Consider the following 21,236-nt stretch of genomic DNA (forward strand, 5'->3'; position numbering starts at 1 on the left):
TTTCTTATTATTTGCAAAATTGGATATTTGTCAAATATGAGAAACAATTTTGTGTTGCTGGATGATGCAGCTCTGCTTACAAAAAATAGCGAATTTTCAGTAAGAAATCGGCCTCTAGCCCGCGTGGAATATGCGCCATAAGCTACTAAAAACGTAGCAAATCTCCCGGTTAGGGGGCGCCCCTAGAATGCTTCCAACAAAACCAAACAGCACGGCGCACAGGTGCCAGTGAAACGGGAGCGAAGCATGAGTCAGCCACGCTACGGCGGCACACTGAAGAAATGGAATGCCGAGCGCGGCTTTGGCTTCATCGTGGCCGATGATGGCGGACAAGACATTTTTGTCCACATTAGCGCCTTCGCACGCAATGGCCGCCAGCCCACCGAGGGCGAGGTACTGACCTTTGAAGTGGAGCCCGATCGCAACGCCAAGCGCAGTGCCGTGCGCGTGCACAGAGCAGGCGACGCAAACAGGGACGCTGCGCCACGGCCCCCGGCACGGCTCAGCAAATCCGGTGCGGGAAACCCCACCGGCTTCTTTGGAAAGGTGATCAGCGGCCTGCTGGTTTGCGCACTGCTGTGGTTTGGCTACAGCCAATACGCCAAGCGTGCAGCCAGTTTCCAGTCGGTGTTGCCGGCTCCACCTGCCGGCCTTTCGCCCGCCAAGCTGCCACTGCCCGCAGACTTCAAATGCGACGGGCGCAATGTGTGCAGCCAAATGAATTCATGCCGTGAGGCCACGCTGTTCCTACAGAACTGCCCAGGAATGAAGATGGATGGCAACGGAGACGGTGTGCCGTGTGAGCAGCAATGGTGCACAAAATAGGCCTCTAGCCCCCGTGGAATATGCGCTGGCCGCTACTGAATGAATAGCGGTTTGTACGTCAGTTCAGCCGATTTTTCCAGTAGAGCGGCTTGCGATGCTGATGCGCAATGGCCAACACAAGGATGTCCGCGCCATCTTGTGTGTAAACCACGCTGTAGGGAAAGCGCCGCAAGCGGCAACGGCGAATGTGTGGGGTGAGTGGGTGCCACGCCTGCGGATGCTTAATGCTTCGCCCAGACCCGGCGCTTGCTCTGCGTACCACGCTATCGCCTCGTCCAGCTCGGCCTGCGCTGGCGCTAACAGGCGGACGGTCATGCCGCTTTTGGCTTCACTTAGTATTTGGCAATCACTTCCGACAAGGCCACTGCCTGGATTTCACCGCGTCGGTAAGCAGCCAGTCGGTCATCTGCTTCTTGGGCCCACACAGAGTCCAATGATGCGTCGGGCTGGTCCAGCGTGTCCAAGATGCGCTCCACCACTTCCAGGCGCTCTTCGGGCGGCAGCTTGGCGGCTTGGGCACTCAAGGCTTCTGCGGAGGTTGTCATGGTGGCTGCATGTGGGTGGGTAGGGCACCACTATAGCGCTGACAAGACGTCACACACTGTTTGTTATTCTTGCGCATGCCCTTCCGAAACCTGCTGCGCCGCTTCTGCGGCGTGCTCATTGCCTTCACCAGTCTGGGCGTTGTGGTGCCGAGCTTCGCGGCAACCACCCAAGAGCCACTGGACCTCACGCGTGTACAAGCAGCCCCCGTTTCACTGACCGCTTACTTTGAGTATCTGGAAGACCCCGGCGCTGCCTTGACCCTGAACGATGTCAGGGAGCCAGCCCGCGCCAATGCGTTCAAGCCACCGACCAACCCGTCCAGCGCAGCCCTCGGTTTTTCCTACACGCGGTCCGCGGTGTGGTTGCGCCTGCCGCTGGCCAACCCCAGCAACCAGCCTGTGCAGCGCGTGCTGGAAATCAACTACGCCCTGCTGGCGCACATCGACTTTTACACACCCGATGCGCAGGGCGCGTACCAGGTGACGCAAACCGGCTACGCCCGCCCGTTTGAAAGCCGCCCCTTGCCCGGCCGCTTCTTTCTGCTGCCCGTCACACTGCCGCCCCAGTCGCAGCAGATGGTCTATCTGCGGGTGGAAACCCCGAACTCGCTGAACATTCCCGCGCGCATGTGGGAGCCACAGGCACTGCAAACCCACCAGCACACCGACTACGCCCTGCAAGCGCTGTATTTCGGCGTTGTGCTGGCCATCTCGTTTTACAACCTGATGCTGTTCGTGGTCCTGCGCGACAAAAACTACCTGCTGTACGTCATCTTCTCCGGTTCCGTGGCACTGGCGCTGGGAACCTTCAGCGGGCTGGGCACCGAGTTTGTGTGGGGCGATATCCCCGCGTGGACCACCATGGGTGTCAACGTCCCCACGGCCGTCGCTGCCATCGCCATGCTGGAGTTTGCCCGGCGCATTCTCAACACCGCTGCGTTGTTCAAGCCACTCGACCGGGTGCTGCAGGGGTTCATGGTGCTGCATGGCCTTTCCTTCTTCGCACTCATCTTCTGGTTTCGCACGTTCAACCCCACGTTTATCGTGCTCAGTCTGATCACGCCGCTGATTCTTCTCGCCACCGGTTGCTGGAGTGCGCTGCGCGGGCAGCGCAGTGCTTACTTCTTCGTGGCGGCATTCGCGGCCATCTTGCTGGCGGTGGTGCTCACCCACCTGCGCAATCTGGGGGTGCTGCCCACCAATTTTCTGACGACCGATGGCACCCAGATAGGCTCGGCCATGGAAATGCTGCTGCTGTCGTTTGCCCTGGCAGACCGCTACAACGCCATGCGCCGCGACCAGGTGCATGCACAGGAACAGACCCTCAAAGCCCAGGAAGCACTGGTGTCCACCCTGCGGGAAGCAGAGCATGTGCTGGAAGCCAAGGTGGCCGAACGCACCGCGGAGCTACGCCTGCTCAACCGCAAGCTCGAAGCCCTCAGTGCCACCGATGGCCTCACCGGCATTGCCAACCGCAGGCACTTCGACGCCACGCTGGCAGCCGAATGGACCCGTGCCGCGCGCCAGGGCCATGCGCTGGCGCTGGGGCTGTTGGACGTGGACTGGTTCAAGAAATACAACGACCACTACGGACACCAGGCCGGAGACGACTGCCTGCGCAAGGTGGCCGACACGCTGGCCGCCACCATTGCCCGCACCGGCGATCTGGTGGCACGGTATGGCGGCGAGGAGTTCGTCTTTATTGCGCCCGCCACCAGTGCGGAAGACGCACTGGGCATGGCCCGCAAAGTGTGCGATGCCCTGCAGGCGCTGGCACTGCCGCATGCCCTGTCAGACTTTGCCTGCGTGACGGCCAGCGTGGGCGTGGCCAGCATCGTGCCTGACGACGCCACCACACCCCAGACCCTGATCCAGGCCGCGGACCAGGCCTTGTACGCCGCCAAGGCCGCGGGCCGCAACCGTGCGGTGCTGGCTGGCGGATAAAACAGCCTCTAGCCCCGGTGGAATATGCGCCCGCAGCTACTAAAAGCGTAGCATTCAGGAGGGCGCAAGCCTAGAACGAAGACCCCGGCTCGCTCAGAAATGCCAGCTCTTCGGCGCTGGAGCTGCGGCCTAGGATGGTGTTGCGGTGGGGGTAGCGGCCGAAGCGGTCGATGATGGCTTTGTGGCGCAGCTCATAGTCCAGGTTGTATTCCATGCCCGGCTGCGCAAACAGCGCCACGGCTTGCGCATGCACCAACGCGGACTCGCTGTGCATGTAGGGCATGTAGGCAAAGATGCGCTGCGCGGTGGGCAGGCTGCTGTCTTGCCCGCTGGCCACCAGCTCTTGCGCCAACACCAGCGCCAGCGCGTCCTGCGCAAAGGCGCGCGGCGTGTCGCGGTACATGTTGCGCGAGAACTGGTCCAACACAATGATCTCCGCCAGCCGCCCCTGGGCTGTCGCACGCCACGCAAACAACTCACATCGCGCCGCCGCTTCCAACGTGTCGCCAAACCGCGCACGAATGGTTTCGTCCAGCGTGGCGTCTTTGACGAAGTGCTGCTTGGGAGTTAGCTCTTCGAACCAGAAGTGGAGGATGGATTGGGGTTGCATGGTATTGCCGCACTCAGGTGGGCATAGAGACAAACTGAGTTGGTACCATCACACTTTGGAGAATCTATAGACACCCTTGATGTTCAAAGCAAAATAGCCTCCTGGCGATCCTGCATCTCTTAGCTCGACGAACACTTGTTCAGGTACATCGAAGTATTGATAACGTGTCCCGTTATTAAATTCGACCTGTAAAGTCTGACTGCCTTCATCGTGGCCAACGGCCGCAATATTTGAGGACGAGATGGGGGTCATTTCCATTCTTTACTCCTTGAGTATTACTTTTGCTATCCGCGGATTCTGGGCACGCCAAGCTTCAACTAATTCCTCATAGTTAGGGCTAGGTTCCATGCTGATTCCCCACCCGCCTGGATTTTGAGATGCATCTCCTGGAACTTCATCGAAAACTATTGGGTCCTGGCTGTCTGGCCGCCTATTTCTGGGCGGCGGTTCTATCGTGGTTCGCATTGGCAATTTCACTGCCTCACCCAAAATAATCGCTTCACCAGTTCGCAGAATGGGCAGCATTCCGGTCAAACCATCTAGGTTGTCGGACAAGGCTGAAGTAATGTGACCTCGGTCGGTGCCATTTGTGAGTCGTAGTGCGAAGAACGTGCCACATTGAGAAAGTATGGTGGGGCTAATTTCGGAGGGTCGTTGGCTAACGATCATTGCGCCTATGCCGTACTTGCGCCCTTCTTTCACTATTCTCTGCACCACTCGCGATGCCATTCCTTGAGCCTTGCCTTGAGAGTCATTCCCTAAGTAGATGTGGGCCTCCTCCATGACGATCAATAGAGGTCGATGTCTGCCACCCTGGGATAGATTGCGTGCCCAGAATAGCGCTTCATAAAGAATACGGAGCAGGGCCCCAATCGTGGTTTGGAGGATGTCGGCAGGTACCCCAGATAAGTCGAGAATAGTTACTGGACGATCGCTACCTATCCAATTCTTTAGTAGCTCATCTAGATCAGTTGCTACTTGCCCAGACTTGTTTGGCAGCCAAGTTTTAGGCTTGAAGATGAAGTCATATCTAGGGATGCGCAGCTTGGTTCCGAGCAGTAGAACTTGTTTGCCAAGATTCAAAGTGCCAGGTAAATAGTTGATTTTTACTTCACCTGCAGCAGTTACAACATTCTTGAAAATCGGAGCAATACCCTTGTCTGGATCTCCACGCAATTCGACCCCGTTGCCGTCTACTTCAAAGGCCAAATTGTCTATAGGACGACCGGCTTTGTCCTTGTAGTAGGTTCCGAAAGTTTCTATGAAAAGCTCATACCAAAGATGATGAATGCTGAAAGGAATGGGTGAATCAACACTAAGCGTATCCGTGAGCGCCCCGTTTTTTGGATAGAGGTTTAGAGACTCAACCTTGTATTTTTGTACCCTCTCCATGACTATGTTTTTGTCTTTTTCGCTGGTGAAGTCACCGAAACAAATTTCACATAGCTCATCGAAGTTCAACGCCCAAAAGGGTATGTTTAATTCTTGCTCCTTTTGAGCCGCGGATGTGTCTGCGTTGATTTTGTAGACATTTCCATTCTCTTTGAGCGCGTGCCCATACTCGCCGTGTAGATCAAGCATGATGATGCGAGCAGAGGGGTATCGACTGTTGTCTGCTAGAGCATTAATGATGCTGGCGACGGTTGTCGACTTCCCTGATCCCGTGGTACCTACCACAGCGGAATGCCTAGTTACCAGTTTGTTAATGTCAATCAGCGCAGGAATTGAATCTGCGTTGGAAATGTGGCCCAACTTTACAAAATACGGTCTATCCGGTTGCCCGTAAATGTTTTTCAATTCCTTTTCGGAGACAAGATGAACTTCATCGCCGATTGTTGGATATTGCGATAAGCCTCTTTTGAAAACTCCGTTTCTGGGGCCTTCCCCAATCAACTGAATTTTCATCCACCGATTCCCGTGAATGCTGTTTTCAGACTTTTCCGTTGGGGCAGCGCTTGCGCCTACCCCGCTAACAATTCCAAAAAGGTCACTGAAGCCTACTGGAATTCGTACGAAACTTCCAATTTGCCCGACCCTGTAGCCTTGACCGTCAATGTAAACAAAACCAGTGAGAGAGTCTTTTGATAGCGTGATGCTGACAGTCGTCCCGTTAACGTCTTGCACATCTCCAAGATAGGTTTCTTGGTTAGCCATTGGACAATTCCCGCGTGGAACCAATAATTTTCTGTAAAAAAGTAGTGAGGGCAGAGAAGTCCCCAAGCTTTATTAGCTTTCGCAGCTTTCCACCCTCATCGGCTTCTTTTTCCGAAATTACAAACTGCAATAGGTCAGTATCGGCATCATCATCAAGGGAGGAAATTGACCAGGAACCAAGATTTGTTCCAATGATTGCTTTGTCAAATGTCCAGACATTTAGGTTGTGCTGGCTCTTTGCCAATCTATATGCATTGGGGTATGCCTCAATCCTTATCCCATCCGTATTCTCTTTCTCATAGTCTCCAAACATCAAACCAAGCACCATTGCCGTGGGGTTTGCGCTCAATGCATTCACGATTGTGTCGTTGACATGTTCGTCATTGAAGGAGTAGCCGGACAAGATTAGAAATGACGACTTCTTGCGTATGAACCTGCTCAATTGATCCATGAGCGCGAGATACGGCATCTTGCGACTTTCCTCATACTTCAAATGAGATGGATAGATCAGATGCGAAGCGTCTTCTTTAACTTCTGAGCCGCGGTGTACTTGCGCTCGTCCGTTTTCACTTTCTTGAACCCAATTTATCGATCCATGAATTTTCCAAAGCCTTGACCAATGAGTTGGAATTTGACCGTCCTCTACAGCACGTAAATCAAAGAAGGATTTCCGAGAACCAACAAAACCGTCGAAGTACGGTACGCCAAGATCTTCAAGAGATTGCTCTGTCAATAGGTCGTAGTTTGTCGTGAATATTTCAACCGCAACTTTGCGATCGATGGACTTCATCCATTTACCAAGCTGGTGATACGGCGTCTCCTTGTTAGGAAGTTGCACGTTCAATTTGGATACGATGGTTGAACAAATCTTCCGTTCCAACGTCGCCAGGTCGGACTGACTCAGACCGCGAACATCCCCGCCCGCAGAGACTAGATACAGGCTTCGAACGAAGCTAAGTGTGTCTTCAATGTTTTGTTTGTTCTTTCCGGCCTTCACAAGCTCGGCCAACAAAGTGACGTACTTTGGATCGTCCGCCAGTTTTTTGTTAACAAAAGCCGAGAGATTCGCTACATCCGGAATTAGCGGCCATGTGCCTTCGGGCATTTGCACCGCAAGAGGGCATCCCGCTGATAGGAAAAAACCAATAGATTCATTGTCCTGCGACAGAGATTGGCGCAAGTATTTGAGATGCCGTATGGCGTTGTGATTGCTGTCCACTTTTCCTCCCTTGTACCTGATGCATTGCTCGAAAGGAGTCCGTCAAGTGGACCTTCTTATTTTCGAGTTCACCAGTATTCATTGTGAATCAAGCTATTTAACAGCGGCGCTCTTTATGCCCAGCGCCTCGGTATTTATTTCCCCCAACTATCCTTCAACCCCACCGCCAAGTTAAACACCGGCTTGTTGCCTTGCACGTGATCCACCCGATCTGCGACAAAGTACCCATGCCGCTCAAACTGAAACTTCTGGTCCGGCGCTGCGTTGGCCAATGAAGGCTCAACAATCGCGGTCACCACTTTCAGGCTGTTGGGGTTCAGGCTCTCGATAAAGTCTTTGCCACCCGCGTCGGGCTGCGCGTCCAAAAACAGGCGGTCGTACATGCGCACTTCGGCGTTCACGCCGTTGGCCACGCCCACCCAGGTGATGGCGGCTTTCACCTTCACCAGATCGCTACCGGGTGTGCCGCTCTTGGTGTCGGGCACCACGGTGGCCAGCACTTCGGTGATGACGCCGTTGGCATCCTTGGTGCAGCCGGTGCATTCGATCACGTAGCCGCCCTTCAGGCGCACCTTGTTGCCGGGGAACAGGCGCTTGTAGCCCTTGGGGGGCACTTCTTCAAAGTCTTCGCGCTCGATCCACACTTCTTTGCCGATGGTGAAGTGGCGCGTGGGGCTTTCCACGCCTTCGGGTGGGTGGGGCAGGGCGGGCTGGGTGCAGGGCTCCAGGTGGCCAGCGCCCATCACCTCGTCCCAGTTGGTCAGCACCAGTTTCACGGGGTTGATGACGGCCATGCCGCGGTGGGCCTTGGCTTCCAGGTCTTCGCGCAGGCAGCCTTCCAGCGTGGAGTAGTCAATCCAGCTGTCGCTCTTGGTCACGCCAATGCGGTCGGCAAACATTTGCAGGCTCTCGGGCGTGTAGCCGCGGCGGCGCAGGCCAACGATGGTGGGCATGCGCGGGTCGTCCCAGCCGCTCACCTTGTGGTCGTACACCAGCTGCGCCAGCTTGCGCTTGCTGGTGATCACATACGTCAGGTTCAGGCGGGCAAATTCATACTGGCGCGGTGCGGGCGCAGCTAGCAGGCCGCCCTCGCTCAGGCGCTCCAGCAGCCAGTCGTAAAACGGGCGTTGGTCTTCAAATTCCAGCGTGCACAGGCTGTGGGTGATTTGTTCCAGCGCGTCCTCAATGGGGTGGGCGTAGGTGTACATCGGGTAGATGCACCAGGTGTCGCCGGTGTTGTGGTGCGTGGCGCGGCGGATGCGGTAGATGGCCGGGTCGCGCATGTTGATGTTGGGGCTGGCCATGTCGATCTTGGCGCGCAGCACCATGCTGCCGTCTTCGTGCTTGCCATCGCGCATTTCGCGAAAGCGCGCCAGGTTTTCGGCGGGCGTGCGGCTGCGAAAGGGGCTGTCCACACCGGGCTTGCCAAAGTCGCCGCGGTTCACGCGCATTTGTTCTACGGTTTGTTCGTCCACATAGGCGTAGCCAGCTTCAATCAAATATTCCGCTGCGCGGTACATGAAGTCAAAGTAGTCGCTGGCCTGGTAGGCGGCGGCATCGGGCGCACCGTTCCAGTCAAAGCCCAGCCACTTCACCGCGTCGATGATGGAGTTGACGTATTCGGTGTCTTCCTTCTCGGGGTTGGTGTCGTCAAAGCGCAAGTGGCACACGCCCCCGTAGTCGCGCGCCAGGCCAAAGTTGATGCAGATGCTCTTGGCATGGCCTATGTGCAGGTAGCCATTGGGCTCGGGCGGAAAACGGGTGCGGATCTTGGCGGGGTCAGGCTGGCCGGTGGCGTGGTGGGTGGCGTCGCCAGGGGAGCCAGCCCAGCGGCGGGCGGCGTAGGTGCCTTTTTTCAGGTCGTTTTCGATGATCTGGCGCAAAAAGTTGCTGACTTTGGGCGTTTCGGGGGTGTTGGCAGGGGATGCAGGGGTATTGGCGCTCATGACAACGATTCTAGACGGGGGCCACCGGCTTACTTACACTGGGGACGAAACCATTCCACCGCTTTTTGCAGGAGCCTGCTGGACCATGCCGTCCTCATCCGTTGATGCCCATGTGGAGCACGTGGCCCGCTTGTACGAACAGACACCGCTGCTGGTGGCGCTGTTTGACGGGACCGACCTGCTGCGCTACGCCAACCCGGCGTTTCGCCAGGGCTTTGGCATTGCCGCGGACCAGCCCATGACCTGGCTGACGCTGATGCGCAAGAGCTACGACGAGGGCGTGGGCGCCGCCATCCAGACCTCAGACATTGATGCCTGGCTGACCTCGGCCCAATCGCGCCGGGGCAAGCTGCCGTTTCGCGCGTTTGAAACCGACCTGACCGATGGCCGCTGGATCTACATGACCGAGACGGTGGACGCGCAGGGCTGGATGCTGTGCGTGGCGTTTGACATTACCGCCATGCGCACCAGCGAGCGCGCACTGCGCCTGGCGCGTGACGGGGCGCTGCGTGCGGCGCAGACCGATGCGCTCACCGGCATCAGCAACCGCGCCCATATCTTGCAGCAGCTAGACCAGCGGCTGGAGCAGCTGCGCACCGCGGGCCAGCCCTGCGGCGTGGTGATGCTGGACCTGGACCACTTCAAGCGCGTGAACGACACCCACGGCCACCACGCGGGCGACCTGGTGCTGACGCACTTTGCCCGGCTGGTGGCCAGCACCCTGCGCCGCGAGGACGGCTTTGGCCGCCTGGGCGGTGAGGAGTTCATGCTGCTGTTCCCCAACATCGAGCCCACGGCGCTCACGCAGATCGTGAACCGGGTGCTGGAGATGGTGCGCACCTCTGCGCCGCTGCCCGATCTGCCGGGCTTTGGCTACACCTGCTCGGCCGGCGTGGCCCTGCTGGAGCCGGGGCTGGACGCCATAGAAAACATCCGCCGGGCCGACCACGCGGTGTACGCGGCCAAGGCCAACGGCCGTAACCGGCTGGAGTGGGCTGCTACTTCGGCAACGCGCTGATGTCCAGCCACAGGGCCTTGCGGGCCAGGGGCGTGTCGGGCGGCAGCAGCGGGTTGTTCAGCGCAATAGACATGCGGCCGCGCAGGTTGCAGCGCTTGATGACCTCGCCAAAGCGCTCGTAAAACAGCGCGTCAAAGCTGCCATCCGCAATCGCACGGTTCAGCCCCGTTTCAATCACCTGGGCCAGTGCAATGTCTTGTTTGTTCACAAAGAAGTAAATGGCCGTGGGGTAGTGCAGCAACACCTTGTCTTCCACCACCAGCTGCTGTTTGCTGGCCTTGTCCGTTTCGTCCCAAACCTCCAGCATGGAGCGCGGGAAGTAGTCAAACCGCCCGGCCTGCAGCATGGCGAACAGGCCCTCGTAGGCGGTGCTGGTCGTCACCTTCAGGCCGTTGCTCTGCAAGATCTCGGTGTCGGGCCAGTCGTGGCCCTGGCCAGCCGTGAACATGCGCAGGTCGTCCAGCCCTTTCACGCCGGAGATGACGCCGCGGTTTTGCTCCCGCACAAACGCGATGCGGTAGCCAAACAGGCCTTTGTCGATGGGAATGCGAATGGGCAGCAGCTGGTCTTCGCGGTCTTTGGAGGTCATGCTCCACACCACGTTGATACCCGCGTTCGTAGCCAGGCGCCCCAGCGCCGCGCCTTGCGGCATGGGGCGGGGGTAGGAGCGCATCTCGTATTCATGGCCGGACTTTTTCAGCGCCAGCTCCAGCAGGCGCACGGGGTATTCCAGGCGGCTATCGGCCTCGGGGATTTCGCGCGAGTAAACGACGGTGAATTTGCCGGCCCACGCGGGGTAGGCGCTCAGCGCTGCCAGGCAGGCAAGGGTGCAACTGGCCAGAACACGGCTGGTGCGTGTGGCCCAGCGCTGGACGCTTGAACCGGTAGACATAGGAACACTCCAACGACGTTGCTCCCTGTCTCTTTCTTATGGCTACAGCTTGCACCAAACGGCGGCGCAATGCACGCCTTTTTTGTGAGTTTTCAGGCCTGGCCGTGGTTCCAGCCGGTGCGCAGCACCAGCTGCTCCAGCGCAAACGCGCCCAGCACCGAGTTGCCTTTGGCGTCCAGCTCGGGCGCCCACACGGCCACGGTGCCTATGCCGGGCGCTATGGCCACAATGCCACCGCCCACCCCGGTTTTGACCGGCAGGCCTATGCGGTAGGCAAAGTCGCCCGCAGCGTCGTAGGCGCCGCAGGTCAGCATCAGGGCGTTCACGCGGCGGGCGTCGTCGGCCGCCAGAAACTGTTCGTCGGGCTTGCCGTCGCGGCCCAGGTCGCGGCCGTTGTTGGCCAAAAACATGGTGGCCTGGGCCAGCTGGGCGCAGCTCATCTCAGTGGCGCACTGGCGGCAGTAGTTGTCCAGCACCAGCTCGGGGTCGTTCACAAAGTTGCCGTAACTCTTCATGAAATACGCCATGGCCATGTTGCGGTGCGCGGTGTCGCGCTCCGACTTGGCAATGCGCGCGTTCCAGCTCAGGTCGGGGTCGTCGGTCAGGCGGCGCAGGGCGCCTAACAGCGCGTAGTCCAGGTGGGCATAGCGCGTGGTCAAGATGTCGGTGATGACCAGGGCGCCCGCGTTGATGAAGGGGTTGCGCGGAATGCCTTTTTCAGTCTCCAGCTGCACCATGGAGTTGAACGCCGCGCCTGAGGGCTCGCGCCCCACGCGCTGCCACAGGTCGTCGCCCACAGTCTTTAGCGCCAGCACAAAGGCGAACAGCTTGGTGATGCTCTGCAGCGAGAACGAGGTGTGCGCATCGCCCACGCTGAACGTGCTGCCGTCCACCAGCGCCACCGCTATGCCGAACTGCTGCGGCGGCACTTCGGCCAGCGCGGGAATGTAGCTGGCCACCCGGCCCTGGCCGAACAGGGCCCGGGCATCGGTGTGGATCTGGTCCAGGATGGTGGGCAGGGCAGAAGCGCTTGTCGCAGGCATAAGGGTTTGCATGGGCGGATTCTAGGAGGCTGGCTGTGGTACATATGCGCAAAACCACAGCAGGTATGCACCATGCACATCAAAGACTTCACCGACACCACAAATCTGGTGATTGAGCTGCGCTACCAGGACCTGAGGGAGGCCGAGCGCGATGGCCTGCTGACCCAAACCCAGGCCGACACCCTGTGGCGGCGCTGGAGCCGCGACGCCCTGACCCACAGCACGCTGCCGCTGGAGCGCGTGGCGGCGGCGGGCGCGGGGCCAGCGTTTAGCTTTGTGAATGTGCTGTATTACTTTGGCGGCATGGTGGCCATCGGCGCCATGAGCCTGTTCATGACCCTGGGCTTTCAGGCGCTGGGGCCCGCTGCGCTGCTGGGCATTGGCGTGGCGTATTTCATTGCCTGCCTGAAGGTGGCGGACCATTTCAAGGCGCGGGGCCTGCGCGTGCCCGCGGGGCTGTTGGCCACGTTGGCCGTGTGCCTGGTGTCGCTGGTGGTGTGGAGTGCGCAAAGCGTGGCCGGGCTGTGGCCACCGGGCGGGCCAGATTCGTTCTCCAGCTACCACACGCGCATTGACTGGCGCTGGCTCACGCTGGAATTTGCCACGCTGGCCGCGGGCGTGGTGATGCTGTGGCGCTACCGCTTGCCCTTCATGGTCATGCCGCTGGCGGTGACGCTCTGGTACATGAGCATGGATGTGGCCAACGCGCTGCTGACCGATCACGGCTGGGAGTGGGAATTCACGCGCGATGTGTCGCTGGTGTTTGGCATAGGCACGGTGGCACTGGCGATGTGGGTGGATGTGCGCAGCCGCCTGTCCCACACGGCCGAGTGGCGGCAGGACTTTGCCTTTTGGCTCTATATCTTTGGCACCACCATGTTTTGGAGCGGCCTGAGCCTGAGTGACTCGGGTTCGCCGTGGGGCAAGGCGATCTACGCGCTGATCAACGTGGTGCTGGTGCTGCTGGGTGCGGCCATCGGCCGGCGCGTGTTCACGGTGTTTGGCGCGCTGGGTGTGGCGCTGTACCTGGGGTATCTGTCGCACCAGGTGTTCCGCGACAGCCTGTTGTTTCCGCTGGCGCTCACGCTCTTGGGCCTGGGGGTGGTGGCGCTGGGTGTCTGGTGGCAGCGGCACGAGGTGGCCATTGCGGCGCGGCTGGCGCGCTATGTGCCGGCGGGCTTGCAGCCACGCAGCTGACAACAGGCGGGCATAAAAAAAGCGCACTGCAGGCAGTGCGCTTTTTTGTTTCAAGGCAACTCGCGTTGCCCAGAGACGTGCGGTGATTAACGGATCACGGCCAGGTCGGTCAGCTTGCCGCCCTTGACGGTCTTCAGAGTCAACGCGCCGTTCAGGATGTCGCCCTTGGCATCAAAGGAGATGTTGCCTGTCACGCCCTTGAAGTCCTTGGTAGCTGCCAACACGGGCAGGTACTTGGCGGGGTCAGAAGAACCGGCCTTGACCATGGCAGCAACCATGACCTTCACGCCGTCGTACACGTAGGGTGCGTACACTTGAACTTCAGAGCCGAACTTGGCCTTGAACTTGGTCTTGAAGGCTTCCATGCCGACCTTTTGTTGACCTTCCACGCCACCGGCTTCAGCACAGTAGACTTGGTTGTCAGCAATCGCGTCGCCACCCAGCTTAACCAGTTCGGTGGAGCAGATGCCGTCGCCACCCATGAACTTGGCGCTGATGCCCAGGGACTTCATTTGACGCAGCATGGGGCCGGCAACGGCGTCCATACCACCGAAGAACACGACGTCAGCTTTCTTGCCCTTGATGGTGGTCAGGATAGCGGAGAAATCAGTGGCCTTGTCGGTCGTGAATTCCTTGGCAACCACAGTGCCGCCAGCGGCTTCAACAGCCTTGGCAAACTCTTGTGCCACGCCTTGGCCGTACGCAGTACGGTCGTCGATCACGGCGATGGCTTTGCCCTTCAGTTCTTTCACAGCGTACTTGCCCAGTGTGCCACCCAGTTGGGTGTCATCAGCCACCAGACGGAAGGCTGTCTTGAAGCCTTGACGGGTGTACTTGGGGTTGGTAGCGGAGGGGGAGATTTGGGGGATACCGGCTTCGGAGTAGATGCTGGAAGCAGGGATGGTGGTACCGGAGTTCAGGTGACCGATCACGCCAGAAACCTTGGCATCAGCCAGCTTTTGAGCAACTGCAGTGCCTTGCTTGGGATCAGCAGCGTCATCTTCAGTCATCAGCTTGATGGTGACTTTTTTGCCGCCAATGGTCACGCCAGCAGCGTTGAGTTCTTCCACGGCCAGGATGGCGCCGTTTTCGTTGTCCTTACCCAAGTGGGCAATCGCACCGCTGGTAGGACCAACGTGGGCAATGGTGACAACCGCGTTTTGAGCGAATGCCAGACCAGTAGACAAAGCGATGGCTGCGGCTGCAACGATTTTCAACTTCATAGAAACTCCAAATTAAAAAAGTGTGAATAAATTTCTCACCGGGGCGAACATTAGCGCAAGTCCTGTGCCATGAGCATAAGGCTTTCACTGATACGAGCCTACTATTCAAATCTCTAATGAGACATGAATTGCATTACTCCCAGAAACGGGAATGGGGGGCCTTGGCAGGCGTCTTGATTTGGTGCTTCTCCTTCTTGTGTGCACGCGCATAGTGCGCGCTTATTCGAGCAATGTTTGGGCAAATGCGTTGATGGTTGCCACGTCCGGCTGCAAGGCCGTGAATGGAAAACCCTCATGGATCAGGGTGGCGCGCAGGCCGCGGTCCACATTGCGGGCCTGCTCTTCATCCTGAAAACGGCCGGTGTGCACGTATTTCTTCTCGCCGCGCTCCACCAGGATATTCACGTTGTTGTGCTGCCGGTACCACTCCAGAATCTGCGCCCGCGTTTTGGCGATGTCGCAGATGTTCTCGGGGTAGTGTTCGTTGTAGTACAGCACCTGGGGCAATGAGCACTCGGTAATGAGGTACTGCACCTGCCCGTCCAGCAGGTTCAGCATCTCGTACTGGCGCTGGGCGATGAAGTACTGGTTCTTCAGCACTTCAAAGTTTTGCTGCCAGACCAGCGACTTGGCGTAGTCCGGGATGGTCTCCACCGTCTTGTGGTGCAGGTTCAGGAACAGGATGATGGCGGAGGAGAACAGGGACTTGTCGCTACCCGGCCCACCGATGATGTTGATCACCTTGGTGGGGTACAGGCGCATCTTGCTCTCTGGCAAGGTGTTGGGCACTGTGGTGTAGCGAATCGTCATGCCGTGTGTCTCCTCGGGGCAGGAGGGCTTACCAGGAATCCGAGCGCATCTGGGATTCCCACAGCCCGCCATTGGCACTGTACACCCCAATCACGCCGTAGCGCTGTTCGCCTTTGTCATCCCATTTCATGGAGCCGGTCACAGGTGCGTAGCCGTCGATCTTGCGCAGCGTGGTCACGATGTCCTTGGGCTTGGCCGATTCGGCGCGGCGAATGGCGGCTGCCAGCACGTACATGGCGTCGTAGGTGTAGTGGCCGGCGTAGGCGGGTTCGATCTTGTACTTGGCGCGGTACTTGTCCAGGAAGGCGCCACCGGCGGTGAATTCACGCGCTTCCAGGCTGGGGGAGGTGGCATACAGCCCGCTGACCATGCCCGTGCCCTTGAGCATCAGCGTGGTCTTGATGGTGTCGCCGCCCAGCACCTTGATGTCGGTGTAGCTGATGGCCTTGAGCGCTTCGAGCAGCGCCAGCACCTGAAAGTCGTTCAGGGTGGACACAACGATTTCTACGCCCGCGCTCTTGATCTTGGCGGCGGTTTCTTCGAACTTGGTCGTCTTGTCGTCAAACGACTGCTGCAGCACGATTTCTTTCTTGGCGGCCTTGAGCTGTACGCCCGCACCGGCAGCCAGGTCTTTGCCGTAGGGGGTGCCGTCGTCCAGCAGCGCGACCTTGGTGCCGCGGAACTGCGAGGCCGAGTAGCTGCCAATAGCCTTGGCCTGCAAATTGTCGTTGCCGACCAGGCGGAAGGTGGTGTCAAAGCCCAGTTGGGTGAACTTGGGGTTGGTGCAGATGCAGAGTTCGGCAATGTTTTTGGCCGCGTAGATGGGGGCGGCGGCAATGCTCACGCCCGAGTTCAGGTGGCCAATCACTGCCACCACACCGGCGTCTACCAGCTGCTGGGCCACTTCCTTGCCGGTGTCGGCGTTGGCGCGGTCGTCCACGGCCACCACTTCAAAGGTCACGGTCTTGCCCTTGACCTTGTAGCCTTCCTTGTTGAGTTCTTCCACGGCCAGGTTCACGCCGTTGAGCAAATCCTGGCCCAAAGCGGCCAGGTTTCCGGTGAGCGGCTGGGCCACACCAATCTTGATGACCGAGGGGGTGGAGTCGCAGCCCTGCAACAGGGCCGAGGTGAGAACAGCAGACAAGGCCAGCAGGCGCACAGCGCTGCGGCGCGAGAGATTCAGTTGCATATGGGGAGTTCCTGTGAGGACAAGGGGCCGATTGTAGGGAGCAAGCCTAAGCAACCGATATGCCAAGTCCCCGTGGTTTACCCGTAGCGGCGCATGTCCATTTTCTTCGGGTTCATGCGCGATTTGCATGAACCGGTACTTTCCTGACCCCCGGCGGTCCGCGTCAGCCGCATTGGGCTTGGAATTCCTTGAGCGCTGCGGCCTGGATTTTCTTGATGCTGCCCTCGGTCTCCATCCTGCGCAGCACTTGGGTCAGCTTGGGGGCCAGCTCGGCATGCTTCTGGTTCAGAAAGTGGTGGCCCAGCACCACCTCAACCGACGGCTCCAGAATCACGATCTGCGTCAGGCTCAGCGGTTTGAGGCGGCACAGGTTGGAGCGGGTCTCCAGCGCGATGTCGGTGCGGCCCAGCGCAAGTTTGCGAAATAAGGTCTCCAGATCGACCGCGGTGTCCACTTTCATGCCTTGCAGGTGGGTCTCAAAGTAGCGCAGGCCGGCAATGTGGCCAATGGTGTAGGGCTGCAGCGAGGCAAAGCCCGCCACCTTGAACTGCTTGTTCAGGGTGTAGACCACAGTTTCTTCTACGGCCACCGGCACTTCCAGCTTGAAGAGGGCGGGGTCTAGGCTGTCGGCAACGCTAATTGTCACGCCATCCAGCTCGCCGGTGGCGGCCATGGCATAGCCGCGGCGTATGGGCAGGGGCACAAATTCCACTTTCATGCCCAGCTGCTGGTAGGCCTGGGTGAGCACCTGCTCGGCCATGGTGCGGGCAAAGCGTGGCTCCACCGCAGTGGCAAATTTCAGCTGCGCCCAGCTGGCGGGCAGCAGGCCTAGCCCAAGCAGCGCCGCAAGCACCACTTTGCGCCCGGTGTCGGGTGTCATAAGTCTCCCTCCGTGGGCCGGCGCCTACATCGCCTTGAAGCGATGGGCATAGAGCCGGCTCACGGACAGTTTTTCATTTCTCTGGTGCAAGGTCAAGGCCAGGCGGCCCGCCTCGTCGCGGGTGACGGTGTCGATGGCCTGGGCCCGCACCACCGTGCCGCGGTGGATCTGCCAGAACACCTGCTCGTCCAGTTGCGGCAGCAGTTCTTTGAGTGGGGTGCGCAGCAGGTACTCGTGGCTGGCGGTCAGCACGCGCAGGTACTTGTCCGCCGCCTCAATAAACACCACCTCGTCCAGCGGCACCATGCGGATGCTGCTGCCCACGCTGGCCTGCAGCACGCGCAGCGGCGTGGACGAAGCGGGAGCGCTGGCCGTGGCCTCGCGCGCCAGCAGGCCGCGCAACTGGGCCAGGGTGGCTTCCAGGTTTGCTTCTGAATTGATAGCGGCTGGCGCAGGTTTGGCGAGGGCTAGCTGCAGTTTTGACACTGTTTTTTGCAGCCGGGCCGCCTGCACGGGCTTGAGCACGTAGTCCACCGCCTGGGCTTCAAACGCCTGCACGGCGTACTGGTCGTAGGCGGTGACAAACACCAGCGCGGGGAAGGGTTTGGCACTGGCGTCTATTGGCCAGGCATCGGCCAGCTCGGCCGCCGCCTCCAGGCCGCTTTGGCCTGGCATGCGGATGTCAAAGAACAGCACATCGGGCTGCTGCGCCAGCGCCGCATCTACGGCGGAATGGCCATCGCCCACGGTTTGCAGCACTTGCAGTTCGGGCCAGGCGCGCGCCAGCTCGGCCTGCAGGGCCTGGGCCAGTAGCGGCTCGTCTTCGGCAATCAGTGCGGTGGGCTGGCTCATGGTTGGAGGGGAAAAGTGATGCGGACCCGCGTACCCCCTGCGGGAGCCGCTATCAATTCCATAGTGCCCAGGGTGTCAAAGGTGGTCAGCAGGCGGTCACGCACCTGTTGCAGGCCAAAGCCGTGGCCGGGCCGGGACTGCAGCACTTCGGGGGCGCCGAGGCCGGTGTCGGTCACCTCCAGGCACAGCAGGCCGCCTTCTTGCGCGGCGCGGATGGCAATGCTGCCGCCTTCTACCTTGGGCTCCAGCCCGTGCTGGATGCTGTTTTCCACCAGCGGCTGCAGCAGCAGCGGTGGCACGGGGTGGGTGCGCAGCGCCTCGGGCAGCTCCAGCGTGAACTGCAGGCGCGGGCCCATGCGGATCTTCATCAGCTCCAGGTAGTCCTGCAGGCGGGCAAACTCGTCGGTCAGCGTGTGGCCGCCGTCGGTGCCTGTGGCGCGCGAGGCGCTCAGTGTGGCACGCAGGTAGGCAATCATGTGGTCCAGCATGGTCTGGGCGCGCACCGGGTCCACCCCAATCAGGGCGCGCAGGTTGGCCAGTGTGTTGAACAGCATGTGCGGCTCCAGCTGGGTTTCCAGCAGCTTGAGACGGGCCTCGGCCGCCAGGTGGCGCGCCTCGGTCATCTTGCGCTCCAGGTAGGCGCTCTTGTTCAGGGTGTAGAAGTAGTAGGTGCCGGCCGAACCTGCGGTGAGGGTAATCAGGATGCTGTTGCGCAGGTCCACCGCGCGGTCAGGAATCGGGTAGCCCGCGTACCAGCCAAAGGTGCGGCACAGCGTGTCGGCCAGCAGGTTGCCCAGAAAGTAGCCCGCCACAATGCCGCCGCCCATGAGCAGAAAGCCGGGTGCGCCCAAGGGCCAGCCGGTCTCGGCGGCGGAGGGGAAGAAGTGCCGCCCCAGGTCAATGATGGCCCAGATGAACGTGCCAATGGCCAGCGAATACGCCACCAGCGGCACATAGGGCTTTTCGGGCTGGAACGCGTACTGCAGGGTGGCAATGGCCAGGCTGAAGGCCCAGGTCTGCAGCAGGTGCTGCAGCTTGTTGATGCCATCGATGCGCATGGCGGTGTCAGAGCCCGCGTTGGGAACGTTCGATGCGCTCGCGCTCGCGCTGCACCATGCGTTCGCGCAGGCTGCTGCCGCGGCCCAGCACAAACACCGAGATGCCGTGCAACACCAGGCCCAGGCCCCAGCCCAGCAACGGGCCCAGCGACCAGGGCCGTGTGCCAAACGCGTACTGCGACATGGAGAAGATCAGCAGGTTGACCAGCACATACACCGTGGCGTGGATGTACCAGCCCAGCTTGGCGCCCGCGCGCTTGCGCGCCAGGCGGTCTATCTCTTCGGGGCTCAGGGGGGTGGGCATAGTGGGTCGCATTCTAGAGGGGGCTGCAGGGCTTATTGTGGCGCGGTCAGCAGGTGCTGGCGGAAGAACGCGGTGATGCGCAGGTCCAGCGCGCCCAGCGTGCTGCGGTCAAACCCGGGCGGGTCGGCCAGCAGCACGGCCTCTACGCTGCCCAGCACATGGGCCGGCGGCAAGGGCGAGAGCATGGCGTTGTGGCCGGCCTCGGGCAGGTGGGCAATGCGTTCGCAGGCGGTGCAGGCCTGGGCCACGGCCTCGCCATGCCAGCGCGGTGTGAGCCACATGTCTTGCCCGGTGGTAACCAAACCCAAAGGAATGCGCGGCGCGCGCAGCGTCTCCAGGTCAAAGTCCGCCGCGGCGGGCACCCCGGCTACGGCCGCCACGATGCGCGGGTCGTTGTAGGCCACGGGCTGCGGGTCGTCAAAGCGCTGGCGCAGCACGCCCAGTGCTACGGATTTCTTCAAACCGTCGAACCAGCTGCCGGTTAGTCGGGTGAAGGTGCCCACGCAGGCATTGAAGTCTTCGGCAATATGGGCCTGGCAGTGCGCCAGAAAGCGCTGGGGCGACCACTGGCCCCCGGCCAGGCTGAGCGCCGTGTGGCCGCCCGCGGACTGGCCGAACACGCCCACCTGGTCCAGCGCCAGTAGCGGCGCAAAGCGGGGCGACAGCGCCAGGGCGTCGATGGCACGCGACACCTCGGCCGGGCGCATGCGCCAGCTTTGCGGGCCGGGGGTGCTGGTGTCTTTGTAGTTGTCACCCGCATGCTCGGGCAGGGCCACGGTGAAGCCGGCCTCCACCAGCGCGCGGGCCAGGTCGGTGTGCACCCAGGGCGCGCCGCCTGAGCCGTGCGAGATGATGACCAGGTGGCCATTGCCGCGCTGGGGCTCGGCCCGCTGCGCCACTGACAGGGTGAAGGGGCCGCGCTGCACCGGGGATTCGGCGGCGGCCGTGGGGTAGAACACGGTGACTGGGCCATCGCCCTGCAAACCGGGCAGCTCGGTCAGGCCCATGCCGGCTTGGGCGCTTGCGGCCGCGGTGAAGAGGGTGACGTTGGCCAGGGCCAGGGAAAGACGGGAGTACATGGAACGGTGTCCTTTCAAGGTCAAACCAGGCCCAGCCACTGGCCCCAGACCAACTGGCCCAGGTAGCGGCCCGGCAGCAGCGTAAAAGCCCCGGCACCCACGCAGGCACCGAAGTAGAGCTGCTGCATGGCCGTGCGGTGCCCCCGGATGTTTTTGCGCGCCAGGAACCAGAATGCCCCGCACAGGCCCACCAATGTCACGGGCACAAACAGGTGGATGGGTGTGTAGCCCGCGATATTGGGCAGCTGAAAGTCCCGGATGAACAGGGCCGACAGTGCGGTGACCACCATCAGCACGACCCATGTGTAGCCGGCCAGACGGTGCAGACGGGGGCGCTGGGTGGCACCTTTGCGCGCCCACAGTGCGACGGGGCCCACGGCCAGCGCGGCCAACGCGGTGGTCATGTGGATGGCGATGACGGGGGTGAGTTGCATGGTGGGCTCCTGTG

Annotated in this window: 22 protein-coding genes; 4 read left to right on the plus strand and 18 right to left on the minus strand. The window is 60.4% G+C overall.

The window, feature by feature from the left end; translation table 11 throughout:
• Nucleotides 1–246: 246 nt before the first annotated feature.
• The gene (locus tag AC097R_RS08295; RefSeq protein ID WP_479597606.1) at nucleotides 247–825 is read left to right on the plus strand and encodes a cold shock domain-containing protein; all 579 of its coding nucleotides are present in this window, start codon (nucleotides 247–249) and stop codon (nucleotides 823–825) included.
• A gap of 58 nt (nucleotides 826–883) precedes the next feature.
• On the opposite strand, the gene AC097R_RS08300 is transcribed toward AC097R_RS08295, so the two are convergent.
• Both AC097R_RS08300 and AC097R_RS08305 read right to left on the minus strand, forming a co-directional pair.
• On the minus strand, nucleotides 884–1,087 hold the full coding sequence (locus AC097R_RS08300; RefSeq protein WP_479597608.1) for a type II toxin-antitoxin system RelE/ParE family toxin: 204 nt from the start codon (nucleotides 1,085–1,087) through the stop codon (nucleotides 884–886).
• Between the two features lie 70 nt (nucleotides 1,088–1,157).
• Complete coding sequence (locus AC097R_RS08305) at nucleotides 1,158–1,370, minus strand: addiction module protein (protein ID WP_479597610.1); 213 nt, start codon at nucleotides 1,368–1,370, stop codon at nucleotides 1,158–1,160.
• Nucleotides 1,371–1,445: 75 nt separating this feature from the next.
• Between AC097R_RS08305 and AC097R_RS08310 the strand changes: the two genes are divergently transcribed.
• Nucleotides 1,446–3,314, plus strand: a complete 1,869-nt coding sequence (locus AC097R_RS08310; RefSeq protein ID WP_479597611.1) for a sensor domain-containing diguanylate cyclase — start codon at nucleotides 1,446–1,448, stop codon at nucleotides 3,312–3,314.
• Between the two features lie 70 nt (nucleotides 3,315–3,384).
• On the opposite strand, the gene AC097R_RS08315 is transcribed toward AC097R_RS08310, so the two are convergent.
• The 5 genes from AC097R_RS08315 to AC097R_RS08335 form a co-directional block, all read right to left on the minus strand.
• A complete protein-coding gene (locus AC097R_RS08315) occupies nucleotides 3,385–3,924 on the minus strand; it encodes a DUF924 family protein (protein ID WP_479597612.1) in 540 nt (179 codons plus the stop codon).
• Nucleotides 3,925–3,972: 48 nt separating this feature from the next.
• Complete coding sequence (locus AC097R_RS08320; protein ID WP_479597613.1) at nucleotides 3,973–4,182, minus strand: KTSC domain-containing protein; 210 nt, start codon at nucleotides 4,180–4,182, stop codon at nucleotides 3,973–3,975.
• A 3-nt stretch (nucleotides 4,183–4,185) separates the two neighbouring features.
• Complete coding sequence (locus tag AC097R_RS08325; RefSeq protein ID WP_479597614.1) at nucleotides 4,186–6,078, minus strand: ATP-binding protein; 1,893 nt, start codon at nucleotides 6,076–6,078, stop codon at nucleotides 4,186–4,188.
• A complete protein-coding gene (locus AC097R_RS08330; protein ID WP_479597615.1) occupies nucleotides 6,071–7,297 on the minus strand; it encodes an SIR2 family protein in 1,227 nt (408 codons plus the stop codon). Before AC097R_RS08330 ends, AC097R_RS08325 begins: the two co-directional genes overlap by 8 nt.
• A gap of 134 nt (nucleotides 7,298–7,431) precedes the next feature.
• A complete protein-coding gene (locus AC097R_RS08335) occupies nucleotides 7,432–9,243 on the minus strand; it encodes a glutamine--tRNA ligase/YqeY domain fusion protein (RefSeq protein WP_479597616.1) in 1,812 nt (603 codons plus the stop codon).
• An 85-nt stretch (nucleotides 9,244–9,328) separates the two neighbouring features.
• Between AC097R_RS08335 and AC097R_RS08340 the strand changes: the two genes are divergently transcribed.
• Entirely contained in the window at nucleotides 9,329–10,261 is a 933-nt protein-coding gene (locus tag AC097R_RS08340; protein ID WP_479597617.1) for a diguanylate cyclase domain-containing protein, read from the plus strand.
• On the opposite strand, the gene AC097R_RS08345 is transcribed toward AC097R_RS08340, so the two are convergent.
• Entirely contained in the window at nucleotides 10,242–11,153 is a 912-nt protein-coding gene (locus AC097R_RS08345) for a substrate-binding periplasmic protein (RefSeq protein ID WP_479597618.1), read from the minus strand. The genes AC097R_RS08340 and AC097R_RS08345 overlap by 20 nt on opposite strands.
• Nucleotides 11,154–11,245: 92 nt before the next feature.
• Complete coding sequence (locus tag AC097R_RS08350; protein ID WP_479597619.1) at nucleotides 11,246–12,208, minus strand: glutaminase; 963 nt, start codon at nucleotides 12,206–12,208, stop codon at nucleotides 11,246–11,248.
• A 60-nt stretch (nucleotides 12,209–12,268) separates the two neighbouring features.
• Between AC097R_RS08350 and AC097R_RS08355 the strand changes: the two genes are divergently transcribed.
• Nucleotides 12,269–13,393: a DUF2157 domain-containing protein gene (locus AC097R_RS08355; protein ID WP_479597620.1), complete on the plus strand. Its 1,125-nt coding sequence runs from the start codon at nucleotides 12,269–12,271 to the stop codon at nucleotides 13,391–13,393.
• 86 nt (nucleotides 13,394–13,479) lie between these two features.
• Here AC097R_RS08355 and AC097R_RS08360 read toward each other — a convergent pair whose 3' ends face one another.
• From AC097R_RS08360 to AC097R_RS08400, 9 genes are all read right to left on the minus strand, one after another.
• The gene (locus AC097R_RS08360) at nucleotides 13,480–14,616 is read right to left on the minus strand and encodes a branched-chain amino acid ABC transporter substrate-binding protein (protein WP_479597621.1); all 1,137 of its coding nucleotides are present in this window, start codon (nucleotides 14,614–14,616) and stop codon (nucleotides 13,480–13,482) included.
• Between the two features lie 219 nt (nucleotides 14,617–14,835).
• Nucleotides 14,836–15,426 (minus strand): hypothetical protein, encoded by a 591-nt coding sequence (locus AC097R_RS08365; RefSeq protein WP_479597622.1) that lies wholly within the window; start codon nucleotides 15,424–15,426, stop codon nucleotides 14,836–14,838.
• Between the two features lie 28 nt (nucleotides 15,427–15,454).
• Nucleotides 15,455–16,615, minus strand: coding sequence for a branched-chain amino acid ABC transporter substrate-binding protein (locus AC097R_RS08370; RefSeq protein ID WP_479597623.1), 1,161 nt, complete (start codon nucleotides 16,613–16,615; stop codon nucleotides 15,455–15,457).
• A gap of 163 nt (nucleotides 16,616–16,778) precedes the next feature.
• Entirely contained in the window at nucleotides 16,779–17,495 is a 717-nt protein-coding gene (locus AC097R_RS08375) for a substrate-binding periplasmic protein (protein ID WP_479597624.1), read from the minus strand.
• A 24-nt stretch (nucleotides 17,496–17,519) separates the two neighbouring features.
• Nucleotides 17,520–18,347, minus strand: a complete 828-nt coding sequence (locus AC097R_RS08380) for a LytR/AlgR family response regulator transcription factor (RefSeq protein WP_479597625.1) — start codon at nucleotides 18,345–18,347, stop codon at nucleotides 17,520–17,522.
• Nucleotides 18,344–19,405 carry a sensor histidine kinase gene (locus AC097R_RS08385; protein ID WP_479597626.1) on the minus strand — a complete coding sequence of 354 codons (1,062 nt, stop codon included), beginning with the start codon at nucleotides 19,403–19,405 and terminating at the stop codon, nucleotides 18,344–18,346. Before AC097R_RS08385 ends, AC097R_RS08380 begins: the two co-directional genes overlap by 4 nt.
• 7 nt (nucleotides 19,406–19,412) lie before the next feature.
• Complete coding sequence (locus AC097R_RS08390) at nucleotides 19,413–19,709, minus strand: 2TM domain-containing protein (RefSeq protein ID WP_479597627.1); 297 nt, start codon at nucleotides 19,707–19,709, stop codon at nucleotides 19,413–19,415.
• Nucleotides 19,710–19,741: 32 nt separating this feature from the next.
• A complete protein-coding gene (locus AC097R_RS08395) occupies nucleotides 19,742–20,788 on the minus strand; it encodes an alpha/beta hydrolase family protein (RefSeq protein WP_479597628.1) in 1,047 nt (348 codons plus the stop codon).
• A 20-nt stretch (nucleotides 20,789–20,808) separates the two neighbouring features.
• On the minus strand, nucleotides 20,809–21,222 hold the full coding sequence (locus tag AC097R_RS08400) for a DUF2306 domain-containing protein (RefSeq protein WP_479597629.1): 414 nt from the start codon (nucleotides 21,220–21,222) through the stop codon (nucleotides 20,809–20,811).
• Nucleotides 21,223–21,236 lie beyond the last annotated feature (14 nt).

It is taken from the genome of Rhodoferax sp. ZS1R25 (genome assembly GCF_056521335.1).